This is a genomic window from Fervidicoccus sp. SLHALR4, assembly GCF_058692745.1.
Genome location: NZ_CP182483.1, coordinates 263,834 through 277,463 on the forward strand (window position 1 = coordinate 263,834; position 13,630 = coordinate 277,463).

The 13,630-nt window shown below is 52.9% G+C and carries 13 protein-coding genes; 9 read left to right on the forward strand and 4 right to left on the reverse strand.

Going from position 1 to position 13,630, the window contains the following annotated elements:
* Positions 1-98 precede the first annotated feature (98 nt).
* The 6 genes from ACLGLO_RS01380 to ACLGLO_RS01405 all read left to right on the forward strand — a co-directional run bounded on the left by ACLGLO_RS01380 (position 99) and on the right by ACLGLO_RS01405 (position 4,307).
* On the forward strand, positions 99-1,316 hold the full coding sequence (locus ACLGLO_RS01380) for an Nre family DNA repair protein (protein ID WP_492128626.1): 1,218 nt from the start codon (positions 99-101) through the stop codon (positions 1,314-1,316).
* A gap of 11 nt (positions 1,317-1,327) precedes the next feature.
* Positions 1,328-1,876 (forward strand): zinc metalloprotease, encoded by a 549-nt coding sequence (locus ACLGLO_RS01385; protein ID WP_492128627.1) that lies wholly within the window; start codon positions 1,328-1,330, stop codon positions 1,874-1,876.
* Positions 1,877-1,893: 17 nt separating this feature from the next.
* The gene (locus ACLGLO_RS01390; RefSeq protein ID WP_492129103.1) at positions 1,894-2,250 is read left to right on the forward strand and encodes a hypothetical protein; all 357 of its coding nucleotides are present in this window, start codon (positions 1,894-1,896) and stop codon (positions 2,248-2,250) included.
* Positions 2,225-2,641, forward strand: coding sequence for a hypothetical protein (locus ACLGLO_RS01395; protein ID WP_492128628.1), 417 nt, complete (start codon positions 2,225-2,227; stop codon positions 2,639-2,641). The genes ACLGLO_RS01390 and ACLGLO_RS01395 overlap by 26 nt, the downstream gene beginning before the upstream one ends.
* Positions 2,638-2,955, forward strand: coding sequence for a hypothetical protein (locus ACLGLO_RS01400; RefSeq protein WP_492128629.1), 318 nt, complete (start codon positions 2,638-2,640; stop codon positions 2,953-2,955). The genes ACLGLO_RS01395 and ACLGLO_RS01400 overlap by 4 nt, the downstream gene beginning before the upstream one ends.
* 80 nt (positions 2,956-3,035) lie before the next feature.
* Positions 3,036-4,307, forward strand: coding sequence for an aminotransferase class V-fold PLP-dependent enzyme (locus ACLGLO_RS01405; RefSeq protein ID WP_492129104.1), 1,272 nt, complete (start codon positions 3,036-3,038; stop codon positions 4,305-4,307).
* Between the two features lie 10 nt (positions 4,308-4,317).
* Here ACLGLO_RS01405 and ACLGLO_RS01410 read toward each other — a convergent pair whose 3' ends face one another.
* From ACLGLO_RS01410 to ACLGLO_RS01425, 4 genes are read right to left on the reverse strand one after another with little or no spacing between them, the layout of a single operon-like run.
* Complete coding sequence (locus tag ACLGLO_RS01410) at positions 4,318-5,277, reverse strand: DHH family phosphoesterase (protein ID WP_492128630.1); 960 nt, start codon at positions 5,275-5,277, stop codon at positions 4,318-4,320.
* Positions 5,278-5,289: 12 nt separating this feature from the next.
* The gene (locus ACLGLO_RS01415; RefSeq protein ID WP_492128631.1) at positions 5,290-6,279 is read right to left on the reverse strand and encodes an ABC transporter ATP-binding protein; all 990 of its coding nucleotides are present in this window, start codon (positions 6,277-6,279) and stop codon (positions 5,290-5,292) included.
* A gap of 3 nt (positions 6,280-6,282) precedes the next feature.
* Positions 6,283-7,968 (reverse strand): ABC transporter permease, encoded by a 1,686-nt coding sequence (locus tag ACLGLO_RS01420; RefSeq protein ID WP_492128632.1) that lies wholly within the window; start codon positions 7,966-7,968, stop codon positions 6,283-6,285.
* Positions 7,969-7,981: 13 nt separating this feature from the next.
* A complete protein-coding gene (locus tag ACLGLO_RS01425) occupies positions 7,982-9,487 on the reverse strand; it encodes an ABC transporter substrate-binding protein (RefSeq protein WP_492128633.1) in 1,506 nt (501 codons plus the stop codon).
* 601 nt (positions 9,488-10,088) lie between these two features.
* On the opposite strand from ACLGLO_RS01425, the gene ACLGLO_RS01430 reads away from it, so the two are divergent.
* The 3 genes from ACLGLO_RS01430 to ACLGLO_RS01440 are packed head-to-tail and all read left to right on the forward strand — an operon-like array spanning position 10,089 to position 13,581.
* A complete protein-coding gene (locus ACLGLO_RS01430) occupies positions 10,089-11,558 on the forward strand; it encodes a glycosyltransferase family 2 protein (RefSeq protein WP_492128634.1) in 1,470 nt (489 codons plus the stop codon).
* Entirely contained in the window at positions 11,552-12,679 is a 1,128-nt protein-coding gene (locus tag ACLGLO_RS01435; RefSeq protein ID WP_492128635.1) for a hypothetical protein, read from the forward strand. Before ACLGLO_RS01430 ends, ACLGLO_RS01435 begins: the two co-directional genes overlap by 7 nt.
* Complete coding sequence (locus ACLGLO_RS01440; protein WP_492128636.1) at positions 12,676-13,581, forward strand: ketopantoate reductase family protein; 906 nt, start codon at positions 12,676-12,678, stop codon at positions 13,579-13,581. Before ACLGLO_RS01435 ends, ACLGLO_RS01440 begins: the two co-directional genes overlap by 4 nt.
* Positions 13,582-13,630: the final 49 nt, after the last annotated feature.

The window sequence follows — 13,630 nt, forward strand, 5'->3', positions numbered from 1 at the left end:
CGGAAAACGGCACCATCTATATAACCTGCGACTGACGATTTATTAGATAGAAGAGCAGCCTGCTGAGAATCATGCCTCCAAGAGCTTCTCTTTGCATCTTGTGCAAGGGTACAAAGAAGCTTTGCGGCCTCGAGGAGTGCCCGCTGCTCGCAAGAGCACGGGGTATGCTTAGAACCTATGTCTCCGTCGTCAGGTCCAAGGATATCTCCGGGATGACGCCGCCCAGCAGCATAGTCGGGGAGAGGGGATATCCCGATGTGGCAGTGCTCTACAACATAGCTCCCTCGGGCTCCGGAGAGAATCCTTCTCTCTACGATGATCCCAAGTCGTGGCATGGAAAGCTCGATCTCAAGGGAATTGTGGAAATGAGGAGCAATCTCCTGAGCGGAGTCCTGAGGGTCCCAGCCTCCGATCCGTGGAGGCTTTATGAAGGAGAAGTATCGCTTGCGCTGGTCAGCTTGAAGCCGGTCGACAGCGAAGTACAGCTGAAGAAGCCTCCCGTCCTCCAGCTCTCCTTCGACAGCGTTGTGAGACCCATTGGCCTCCTATCTCCGCTGGAGAGAGTGAGGGTGAGCAGCTCTCCGAAGGTTGACAGAGATCTCGAGAGGATGATATGGGATGATATCAGGGCAGGGGAAGCTCTGGTAGAGCTTTACACGAAGGAGAAGGATGTATATCTTCTGGAGAGGGCATTGAGCCTAGGGTTGCTCGGAGCGAAGAGGAGAAGGAAGCTCGTCCCCACTAGGTGGGCGATAACGGCCGTCGATGATTCCCTGAGCGACTACCTGAGGAGGAGGATCCTTGGATATGAAACGGTTGGAGAGATCCTGCTCTACAGGGGGGAGTACCTGCACAACAGGTTTCTCATCGCCCTCATCCCGGGGAGCTATGAGGGGTACTGGATCGAAGTCTGGTACCCGAGGAGCATATGGGCCCTGGACTCTTCCGAGCCTGAAATTGGGGTGGTGAGGGAGAACCAGTGGGGGGAGGTATCGCACATGGACGGAGGGTACTCCGCCGCCAGGCTGGCCGTGCTGGAGCATCTGCACAGGATCAGGAGGAAGGCCAAGTTCATAATACTGCGGGAAGTGCTTCCAGAGTACATAGTCCCCGTCGGGAACTGGCATATAAGGGAAACTGTGAGGGCAGCGCTCTCCTCTGATCCAGTTAAAGTCAATGATCTGAAAGAGCTCCTGAGCATCGTGGAGAGCAGAGTGCTTTCGAGGGAGGCAGCAGATGAGTTTAAAAGAGCTCTCAGAGAGATGCTCTCGCAGAGGAGCTTGGACGAATATCTGATCGGAAGAAGCATGAAGTGAAGGTGCGCAAGTTGAGCGGCATAGTATACAGGCTGAACGAAAGGGAGAGCTATTCGCTCGGGATAGGGGCTATATCCGTTGTCGTTGCACTTCTCGGGAAGTTCTCCTACCAGGGGCTCATAGCTGTCATCATAGGGTTCTTCTTCCACGAAATGGCTCACAGGTACTTCGCGAGGAGAGCAGGCTGCTCGAGCAGGTTCGTCCTCGACCCCCTTGGCCTCTTCCTGACCCTCATATCCTCCGTCCTCCCAATAGCATTCCTCGCTCCAGGCTACGTCGGCATATACTGCTACGGAAATGTATTGGTGAAGAGGGATCTGCTCAGAATAAGCGCGTCTGGAATAGCAACAAACATACTCATAGCCCTGCTCGGCGCTGCCCTATATCCGTTTAACCCGAGCTTCTTCTCCATGCTCTCGCTCATAAACGCATGGTTCGCTCTCTTCAACCTCATACCAATTGGGCCGTTCGACGGAGCTAAGATATTCAGGCTCAGCAAGGTGGTTTGGGCAGGCCTCCTGGTCTCCTCGCTGGCCTTCTACCTCTACTGGGTCATCTGAAATTAAATATTAGAATGATGATCAAGAAACGTGAAGTGGTGTCTAATTTGAGCGAGCAAGTAAAGAAGGTCGCGGTCTTCGAGGGAAAGGCGAGGATAGGAGAAGTCATGGGTGGGCTCGCAAACATACAGCTCAAGCCCGAGGACTTCTCGAGCCCCATAGCCCTCCAGATGGCCTTCTCGAGGATATATGAAGGCGTCATAAAGGCTCTGGAGGAGGGCCCGAAGAAAAGGTATGTGGCAGAAGTCAAGATGACGGATTCGCTGGGCAATCAGGTGGTCATTGGCATAGACCTCGGAGAAGCTCCTCCTCCATTCAGCAGCAGCGAAGTCAAGGCCAGGATAACCGTTGAGCTTTTCGAAGAGGAGGATTGAGGCCGAGGCCCTGCCTCAGCTTGAATGCAGAGAAGCACAGCGAAGAGAGGGATATGAGACGAGGATACCAAAAGGCTTCGTTGTCTACGAAGTCGCCATCTCCGATGTGAATGAAGCGGTTAGGAAGGCGAAGCAGCTCCTCCAGCAGGAGGGTGCAGAAATCCTCGTCCTCTGCGAGCCGGTTGCATCGATAGCCTCCGTGTATTTGAAAGGGAAGAAGGTGGCTTCTCATCTCGAGATTGTGCTTGGAAAGGGGTCTATTGCTGCTCCTCCGCCCCCCCTCACCGAGGACTTCCTGGTTCTCGAGAAGGATGCGTGGGGGGAGGCCATAAGAGCTGATCTCTCCGCTCTCAGCGAGGATCCCTCGTCCTGGAGCTGCGGAAGGCGGTGAGGGAGTTGAGGTGGCCGAAGAAGAGGGAGTTCATGGCCTTCTTCCTCCTCTCTTCAAGCTATGCTGGGAAAGTTGAGAGCGAGCTCGTGCTGCTGAGCAAGCTCAGAGACGATCTTTGCGCAACAACGAGGACTTCCAAGAGGATCCTGAAGAGGCTTGTAGCCTTCGGGATGCTCGAGAGGGTGGAGAAGGGTAAGCTGAGGGTGCTGAGCGTTGAGGAATACCTCTCTCGGGTCTTCTCCAAGTACAGGGAGGAGAGGTGCAGAAAGTACATCCGCAGAAAGGATCGGAGCACAGCCCGCGAAGAAGCTTGATCCCTCTCTTTTTCTTGCTCGGGAAAGCTGGATCTACTTAATAAGAGAGTTCCAATTAAAAGAACATCTCGGTGAGAGGATTGCCCCTCGATGTCGAGAGCATAAGGAGGGATTTCCCCATCCTCAGCAGGACTGTAAACGGCAGGAGGCTCATCTACTTCGACAACGCTGCTACTACGCAGAGGCCGAGGCAGGTCGTTGAGGCCATAGCCAGGTTCTACCTCTACCACAATGCCAACGTCCACAGGGGGATGCACACGCTCTCTCAGGAGGCGAGCGAGCAGTTCGAGAGAGCCCACGAGGCGGTCTCCGAGTTCATCGGGGCCGGCTCCTGGAGAGAAGTAGTGCTCACCATGAATACCACCGATGCTATAAACCTAGTTGCGTGGGGGTGGGGGCTTGGGAAGCTCTCGGCAGGCGATGAAATCTTGCTCACTGTCATGGATCACCACAGCAACATGCTTCCCTGGAGGGAAGTAGCGAAGAAGGTTGGGGCGAAGGTCAAATATGCAGATGTGGATTCTGAAGGCAGGATCGACTACAGGGATCTCGAGGAGAAGCTGAGCGAGAGGACAAGGGTCGTGGCATTCCCCATGGCGAGCAATGTTGTTGGCACTGTCAACGATGTGAGGAGGATATCCAGGCTCGCCCATTCGGTTGGGGCAATAGCTGTGGGAGATGGAGCTCAGTATGTCCCGCACATACCGACTAGAGTGAAGGAGCTGGAGCTGGACTTCATGGCCTTCAGCGGACACAAGATGCTCGGCCCAACGGGAACCGGAATACTCTGGGGGAGGGAGGACCTCCTCAGCGAGCTCCCCCCATTCAGAGTTGGGGGAGAAACGATAGAGGATGTCACCCTCGACAGCGTCGTCTGGCAGCCGCTCCCCTGGAGGTTTGAAGCTGGAACTCCCAACATCGCTGGAATGATAGGGCTGGCGGAGGCTGTGAGGTACCTCGAAAGGATCGGGATGGAGAGCGTGAGGGATCATGACATCAGGCTCGTGAGGAGGGCTCTCCAGAGGCTTTCTGAGCTCGGCGATGAGGTTTCAGTGATCGGCCCCAAGAGTCCTGAGGAGAGGACGGGGCTCGTGGCCTTCAACGTAAGGGGGCTCCACCACCACACCGTGGCGAAGGCCCTGGACATGTACGGCATCGCCGTGAGGAGCGGGGGGCACTGCGCTCACCCCCTCCACTACAGATTGGGGATAACGGGGAGCGTGAGGGCCAGCTTCTACATCTACAACACAGAGGAGGAGGTCGATGAGCTGTACGAGTCTCTGAAGAAGACAATTTCGCTCAGGGAGAGGCTCGCTGCTGAGCCCGTAGAAGAAGTGTGCACAGGAACCTAGAAAAGGTTTCTCAGACAGGGATGCATCCCACCTGCTCGACTGCTTCTAGGATCCTGTCAAGCACAATCTTGATCTTATCCTCGCTTGAGAGAACAGGCGAGCTTCCCGCACCAAGCGGTGAAGGAGCTCCGCTCGCCTTAGGATGCCCTCCTCCTCCCAGCCTGAGAGCGATCTCCCTCACGTTGCATTTGTTCGATCTGAACTCGAGCCTGTTGCTCTCGTTCAGTATTGCAGCTATGTCTGCTCTCAGCCTGCCAAACATCAGCTGAGCGAGGAGGCTGGCGCTCACCTCTGGCTCCTCCTTGATTCCAAATACTACCCTTACTCCTCTCCTCTCTACGACCACTGCCCTCTTCAAGAACTCGCTTGAGTATCTCAGCTCTATATCGAACACCTCTATGCTCCTTGCCCTCGACTTCTCAACGAGCTCTTCGATGCTCCTCGAATTTAATATAGTTCTGTGGGCTTCCTGCAGCCATCTTTGATCCCTGCTGAAACCCACATACCTGACCAGCCAGGGAGCCCTGCTGTCGTCGAACCTCCACTCATCGGCTGAGCACACGATCTTCGAGAGCTCCTCCAGGTATGCATCTCCAGGCCTCAGCCTGCTAGCAATTCCGGCAGCACATGTAGAGGTGTCGCGCATGAGCTCCACTCCAGAAGCGGCAACCATCTCCTCCCACTCTCTGTTCCAGATGTGGTGGTCGATCCAAATGACCTTGGAAGAACGGCTGAGTGAGCTCGAGATTATATTGAGAGATTCAGCAACCGTGCTCGGATTCAGGCCGAGGTCGGTTATGGATACGAGGTCGTACTTATTCCCTTCCGAGGAGAGAGCTCTCAGCGTGAGGTGAAGAGAGTCCGGCTCTGTGAAGACAACCCTGTAGCTCCCAGGCTCAAGTGCCCTGAGTGCAATGGCAGAGGATGCTACTCCATCCAGATCTGTGTGCGTTATTGAGAGGGCCTTCATAGAAGGTTGCCCTCACTTCAGCACTGAGGATCCATCCTTGAAGAGGATGAGTGAAGAAGGAGGGATGTCTATGAAAACCCTATCTCCTTCATTCCAATTCTCTTCAGGCTTGACCCTAACAAGGATCATGCGTCCGCTCTCAGCTTCAACCTCTATGAGCTTGTATGATCCAAGATACTGTATCCTCTTGATCTTTCCCGCCAGAGTACCTCCGTTGCTAGACAGCCTCGCATCCTCCGGCCTGAACCCCACTTTGTCGGCATCCTTTATCCCGAGGATCTCAGCAGGAAGGACGTTGCTGAAGCCGATGAAGTTGAAGACGAAGAGGTTCTTCGGTTTCCTGTATATTTCGAAGGGCGTCCCGCTCTGCACTATCTTCCCCGATTCCAGGAGCATTATGTTGTCCGCAATTGCCATTGCTTCCTCCTGGTCGTGGGTCACGTGGATCACTGTCATCTCCAGCTCCCTCTGGAGCTCCTTCAGGAACCCCCTCACCTCTATCCTTATCCTGGCATCTAGGTTGCTGAGGGGCTCATCTAGCAGGAGGATCCTGGGCTCCTTAACCAGGGCTCTAGCTATTGCAACCCTCTGCTGCTGGCCTCCGGAGAGCTGAGAGGGGTACTTTTCGAGCTGATCAGCTATGCCAAGTATCGTGGCAACCCTCTTTATTCTCCTGTCTATCTCATCCTTGCTCAGCTTCTTTATCTTGAGGGGGACAGCTATGTTTTCGTATGCCGTCATGTGGGGGTAGAGCGCGTAGTTCTGAAATACCAGACCTATGTTCCTGCGGTAGGGGGGAAGATATGTTATGTCCTCTTCGTCGAGCAGTATCTTCCCAGCATCGGGGTACTCAAGCCCAGCTATTATCCTGAGCGTCGTGGTCTTCCCGGAGCCGCTGGGCCCGAGGACGACGTTGTAGCTCTTATCGAGGAACGTGTAGTCTTCGATGAACAGCTCGAACTTTCCGTACTTTTTCCTCACTCCCTGAAGCTTCAGTGGCAAATCTCAGACACCTCCGGAACCCCAAATCTTTTGCAGGTTGTTCCTCCCCCAGTAGAGCAGGATCAGGGGAGGAATTGAGCTTATAACTCCTGCTGCCGCTACGCCCCCATAGCTCATCGAGACCGGGCTCATGAGGAGCCCTATGAATATGGAGAAGGTCTGGGCGCCCGAGAAGGACAGTGGATGGGACAGGTCGTAGGGGGAATAAGTGAAGGCCAGAGGGAATATGAGGGCGCCCCACGAGTAGAGAAATGCGTATATGGCTGCAACGCTGAGACCGCTCTTGCTGAGCGGAATGCCTACCCGGATGAAGGTCCTGAGCGGGTTCATTCCATCCATCTGCGATGCCTCTTCAAGCTGCTTCGGGAACTTAAGGTAGTAGTTGTAGAGTATCCAAGTAGTCACCGGGATCGTCATAATTGGATATGTCAGGATCAGTGCCCACCAGGTGTTTATTATCCCGAGGTACTTGAGTATAGCAAACAGCGGTATTATGTATATCAGGGTGGGCGTTGCGTTAAGATAGAGGATGTAGACGAGCAGCTTCCTCCCACCGGTCTTGTGCAAGGCCATAGTGTAAGCAAGCGGGGCGGAGAGAACGAGAGTTGTGAGGGTGTTTATAGACGAGACGGCCAGCGTTGTTATTATGTATGGAAGGCCGTCGGTGAACATGAGCATGTAGTTGCTGCTTGAGACCGTTTTTGGAATGATGGTAGGCGGAATGCTTATGAGCTCTATTGGAGTTTTGACAGAGACTGCGACTACCCAGTACATGGGAATCATGAAGAAGAGCAGGTAAACTGTCATCACCACCTTGTGAACCCACAGCGGCAGATCGGAAGATGGAAGGAAGGAGGGTGCGGGAAACTTAACGGCTTTCCTGGAACCCAGAACCCTTATGTAGACATACGAGAGTACAGTCGAGAGTATGCTCAACAGGACTATTATAGCTGCTGCGTAGCCTGGAACACCGGAGTAGAACTGGTCGAAAGCGTAGTAAGCAAGGTTGTCGAGGATCCTCGGACCTGCCTGAGATGTGCCTATGTATATGGGATCGAATGTGAAGAGGCCTGTTAATGTCATCAGCACGAATGCCATAAGTATCTGGGGGACAACGAGGGGAAGATCGATCATGAACAGCTTCTTCGCTCCCCTTATGCCGTCGACGCTCGCTGCTGCTTCGATCTCCCTCGGAATCGACGCTAGACCAGAATATATTATCAGAGTTGCCATCGGGAGGCTCCTCCAGACATTGACGAGAATTACAGTCCAAATAGAGGAAGCCAGGTTCTCCTTCGTGAAGTAGTATGCCAGACCAAAGAACGGGTTTATCATCAGGTACCACATGCTGGCAGCTGTAACGGGGGGGATGAAGGCTGGGAGCATAATGAGGAAGAGCCACTTATTGCCCACCCTCTTCAGAGCAACCGCCAGAGGTATTGCCAGTATTATATCGAATACCGGCGTAGTGGTCATGTAGAGGAGCGTGTTCGAAGTTATCCTCACCAGATAGGGATCCTTCTGGAACCAGAGGTAATTGTCAAGCCCGGTGTAGTGGAGATTGCCCAGGACGTCCTGGGTGTAGAGGCTGAGGATGAAGTTGCTTATGATTGGGTAAATCGTGAATATGAAGAGATAGGCTACAGCTGGGAGAGAGAGCAAAAAAATGTATTTGTTTATCCTCCTCATTCCGAGGACCTCCTCAGGACGAGACCTTCATCAGCTTTACCCACTGCTCAGCTATATAGTTCATGGCGTACTCTGCCGTTATCTTCCCGCGGAAGTAGTCGGCTGCAGTGTTGATGAATATCGGCCTCAGATCCGTGAAGAAGTTGGTAATATAGTTGACGAGGGCCATCCTCTTCAAGTCAGGTATGGTCATCTCCTTCAGCAAGGGTATGAAGTTGGCGACCCACGCAGTCTGGTTGACCTTAGCGGCTTCTTCCATTCCGGAGAATGTCGCTGGCAGGAAGCCGTAGAGCTCAGCCCCTTTCTTGTACTCCTGCGGAGTCATCATGAAGGCTATGAACTGAGCAGCGAGGTCTGGGTCCTTCGAGTTGGGATTTATTCCTATGAACGTGGGGGCCTGCCCAGTCGCTACGCTCGGCAGAGGTGCGATCCCTATGTTCCCAGCAACCTTAGATACTGAGGCGTTGTTGTATATTGGGATGAAGCTCGTCCACGCTGCAACCATAGCATAGTCTCCAGTGAGGAAGAGGTCCCTCAGCTGGTCGTACTCCATGGCCTGCTGGTCTATCGGAGGCTCGAACTGTATAAGCGCTTTGTGAGTCTTGAGAGCCTCGATGCCCGCAGTGCAGTTTATCGTTGGCACTATAGTTCCGTTGACCTGCTTGAAGAACGCCCAGTATCCCTGGACTGGAACTCCCTGTGCAGATGCCGAAGGAACAGCCGTGCATGAATCGTTGAGCGCGTAGGTGAAGAATATGGCAACGTAGCCGTTGAAGATCGACTGCGTCAGGCCGTCAGGGAAGAGGAGGGCGTACTTCGTCACTCCCTTCGACTGGATGAACTGGGCAGCAGTTATGAGCTTGTCCCAGGTATCCCACTTAGTTGGGTCGAACGGGAATCCGTACTTGCTCTCGAACTCGCTCTTCAGCGTCTGGTTCTGGAATATGCTCTTCTGGTAGACTAGGGCATAGCCGAAGACCTGCTGGAACGGGACTCCCGAGACCTTCACAATTCCTCCCTGGCTATCGAGAAGGTACGTGGGAAGCAGCGTCGATGGAGGTATATCGCTCAGATTGAAGACTCCTTTGGTGAAGTACGGCCTGACATCAAGCAGATATGGGCCGAGCGTTGAAGCCTGAGACGGGTAGTAAATGATCAGATCTGGAGATGGGTTCTGGTTCCTCAGAGATGTCAGAGCAGTTGTGACCAGCTGAGCATATGGAACGGGCTGCACCTGGACAGTTACCTTAGGATACTTAGCCATGAAGTCGTTGGCAACCATCTGGATGAACGGAAGGAGCGTGGGGTCTCCCGAGGGGACAAGGACCGTCAGCGAACCTGAGAGCTGCAATGTTGTTGTTTGAGTTGTGGTTGTCGCAGCTGGTGAGGTCGTTGTAGTAGTTGTTGAGGGGGCTCCGCCTCCCCTCGTTGCAAGATAGACTCCGGCAACAGCTACTATGAGGATGACTACAACTGCAGCTATAACGAGCGAAGTAGAGACTGCTCTAGTTCGAGACATTTTACCACCTTGGCATTTTTTTGGAAAGAGGTTGTATAAATTGGTTTTCCCTATTTTTCAAAGCATTTCTACCACATTCTTCCATTATAACAGAATTGAAAATATTAAACATTCGGAAAAATCAAGTTTTCCTCTTTATCGCAAATAACATATTGAGATGGTATTACCACCTTTAGCAGCATTTTGTTCTGAATCTCTGAGTTCGCCGGGCCGGGTACGCGTTTTTCCTCTGACCCAGGGACTGCTCGAACACAGCCCTGTTTCCCAAAGCTTCCCTCACAGAGCGAATCGAGGAATCCGAGAACGGTTCTTCATAAGCTGATAGTTGCTCAGGACTCGATGTGAGCGAAAGCTATGGTTTATCCTCTGACCTCCTTGAGATTATGATCATCCTGCCTGTGAAGACAAAAGTTTGCCCAAACAGGCATCAGAAGGTCCATTCAGCTTGAGGCTGGTCCTGAGCGTCTCATATCCTCTTTCCTACAAACCAAAAAACTATAATAATGATTGCTGGTGTATTTTTAACTACAAAACAATATTGAATTGACGATGAAAATTGAGTCTGCTCAGGGCTTAAGATCATAAAGAAGGTGCCTAATGCATGTTTCCCGCAGCGCTGCCGCAGTTTGTCGAGCCAGATGATTTGGTCAAGTTCAGCTTCCTGCTGACATACATCAAATACGGTTTATACGTTATATGGATCGTCCCGATATACAGGGGCTTCGTGACCTTCAGGTCGTGGAGGGTCCACTACAGCAAGCTATTCCAGCTTCCCGTTCAATCTGAGCTCTCTCCGCTCCAGAAGCAACCGAGCGTAGCAGTTGTAATTCCCGCCAGAAACGCTTCGAAATACATAAGGCCGTCCATTCTCTCAGCAATAAATCAGTCCGTTCTTCCGAGGACCATTTACGTTCTGGACGATGCATCATCGGACTCCACAGTCCAGACGATCATCGGCCTCATAGGAGAGATGCCCAGCGAGCTGGTCTCGGCAGGCTACGATGAGAAGAAGAGCTATTTGAAATACAGGGTTTCTCTAAAGTCCGGTGCTAAGATCTTCATAACCATCGTTTCCTTCAGGGAGCATACGGGAAAGCCTGGGATGATAAACGCCCTCCTTAACGAAATATCCAAGGAGCATGAGTACATGCTCGTCCTGGATTCCGACACCATCCTGGAGAGGAAGTACCTTGAGAAGATCCTCAGTTTCTTTTCGAAAGACAGGAGCGTGGCGGGAGCGAACGGCACAGTCCTCCTGTGGAGGCCTGAGGGGAGCGGGAAGCTTTCCTGGTTCTTCGCTAAGGCCTTCAGGAACTTAGCCTCGCTCTACTACCTCTTGACGGTGAGATTCTCGGAGACGGTCTTCAAGAGCGTCAACAGCCTGAACGGCTCCTGCGCCCTCTACAGGATAGAACCTCTCATCGAAGTGGGGGGATTCCCCGAAGACACGTATGTCGAGGACACCTCTGTAAGTTGGGAGCTTCAGCTGAGGGGCTACAGCGTTCTCTATATTCCGAGTGCCTTCTCCTACACCGTTGACCCCTCCAGCCTCAGGAGGTTCTTCTCAAAGGTCTTCAGGATAACTCTAGGAGTTCAGAAGCTGATGATGACCAGGCTGAAGAGGCTGATAGCAAACGGGAGGAGGAACCTGCTACTAACATCGCTGTACACGAGCTTGGGAAGCCTCCCCTTCATATTCGTAATCATGAACACGATTGTTTCAAGCATACTGACGTACTATGGGATATATGGAGGCGGGGGGCTCGCGAGCTACTTCGTAAACGCCCTCCAGTACACCCCGTTCTACATACTGCTCGCATTCCTCTATAGATACCCAATTACCTATCTGGCCATTAGCTACGCAACCGGGATCCTCGAAGCCTTTGCTCTCTACAAGTTCCTTGAAACTCTCTACAGAAATGAGCCGAGCATAAGGATCCCCCTATCCAGCTCCAGAAAGACCGTCGTCATGGTTCCCCTGATACTGTGGATGCAGGCCTTCATCGCCCTTGTGGCTCTTCCGTTTTCCCTGTACCAAGCAGTTGCGAGGAGGAGGCTGAGCAAATGGTGAGGAGATGGCTGATCACGAGGAAGGCTGCTCTGCTCCTCATCATCCTCGCAGCTCTCCTTCTAGTCCTCGCAACGAGGGAAGTACACAGCGAGAGCAGCTCCGTAGTCTACCTAGGGGCTTCGAAGTACTATGCTGGCTATTCTTCAGCCTGCATCTTCAGAGTCGATGACTTCGTAGCAGACCCGGGCGAGCTTTCGAGCATAACTTTCAACATCAGGAACAGAACTGTGATCTACCAGAACTTCGAGATGGACCTCATAAGCTACATTTTGGAGAACCATCCCGAGATGAGGGTTGTCTTCGGAGTGATCACGGCAGATCGCTCAGGGCTCAACAACAGCGAAATCTGGTCTCTCTACAGCGAGCTGGTTCGAGTCTATGGGTGGGAGGCAGCGGCTCACACGAGATACCATCTCCTCCCTCCGAGGACCATTGATGATTTGGAGGGATCGATAGAAGACATCGAGGGGAACATTAGCGGCTACAGGGTCCTCACATATATCCCCCCATACGGAAGAACAGACAGGGCTGAGCTGGAACTGATGAGGAGCTTGGGGATAAGGATAGTCATGAGCGATAAGCCCTTCCAGTTGAATGCTCCATCTCACTGGTACGACATGCACATTACATTGAAGATAGACGGCAAGCATTCCTGGGCGTTCAGGATTCTAAAGCCAATCACAATGCTCAACGTCAGGATCGGCGGGGTCTCAGTCATCTACACCCACGCCACCAGCTTCGACTGGAAGTCCCCATCCCAAATGGTTTCAGCTCTCAATGAGACCATCTCCACAATAGAAAGTGAGAGTACTTGGATAACCGTTCCCTCTGAGCTATACAAGTACTCCACTGAGAGATCATACCTATTGGTCGAAACACTGAACGAGACTTCCTTCAGAATTGGGCTGAAGAAGCCCCTGGACTTCCAGCCGATCCCCGTGACCCTCAAGTTTCAGGTAGAAGGAAAGGTGGTGGCGGTCTACTTCAATGGAACCTCCCTCCCGAGGCTCGATTCCCCCGGCTTCATACCAAGGCCAGGTTACTGGCAGAAAGGAGACATCCTATACGTCTCCGTTGTGCCCAGCGGAGTCCTAGAAATAGGCCTCGGTGAAAACGGGTGATCTCGGGAAAGCATGAATACTGCATCGTGGGCCTGGGGAACGTGGGCATTCTGGCTCTGTACTTCCTCAGGAACAGAGATGCAGTTGCTATCTCCAGAAGGGGGAATAACTCGCTCGTGAAGGTTGAGCTGAGGGAAAAGAATAGTGAGCTTTGGACAGGGGAGGTCATGACCTATAGCATCAGCGCCCCCGTTAAGTGCTCAAGGGCCGTTTTAGCTGTGAAGGCTTACGATGTTGCGTGGTCCCTCTCCGCACTGAAGGGGAGAGCAGAGAGCGTGATCGTTCTCTCTAACGGCCTTGGGCACATCGAGGCCGCAAGGGAGCTGTTCGGGGAGGAGAAGTCCTTGGCTGCATCGGTGACCTACGGGCTGACATCGTGCGGAGAGTTCTGCGCTGAGCTCAGGGGGAAGGGCGAGATCATAATAGGGGGGATAAGGGGGAAAGCCCGGAGCGAGGCTGAGGAGATCGCCGGCGACTTCGAAGAGGGGGGAGGAGAGGCTAGGGCTGTGAGCGATATAGAGCCCCACATATGGCTGAAGGGGATAATCAACTCCGCCATAAATCCGATCACGGCTCTCCTGAGGAAACCAAACGGAGTCCTGCTTGAAAACAGCTATGCATTGAAGATCGCAAGAGATGCTGTGCAGGAGGGAAGGATGGTAGCGGAGAAGAAGGGCATATCCCTTCCAGAGGATCCAGCCGATGCGCTGATTAAGGTTGCCGAGAGGACAAGGGAGAACAGCAGCAGCATGCTTCAGGACGTCACGATGAGGAGGAAGACAGAAATCGACTACATCAACGGCTACATAGCATCGGAAGGAGAAAGGCTCGGCATCGACGCGAGGACCGTATCGCTCCTCCACCATCTGATCAAGGCTGTTGAGGCCGAGTACCTGCGCTGACATAAACTCACCAGAATTAATTTATATTGTTTTAGAAAAAAATAAAAAC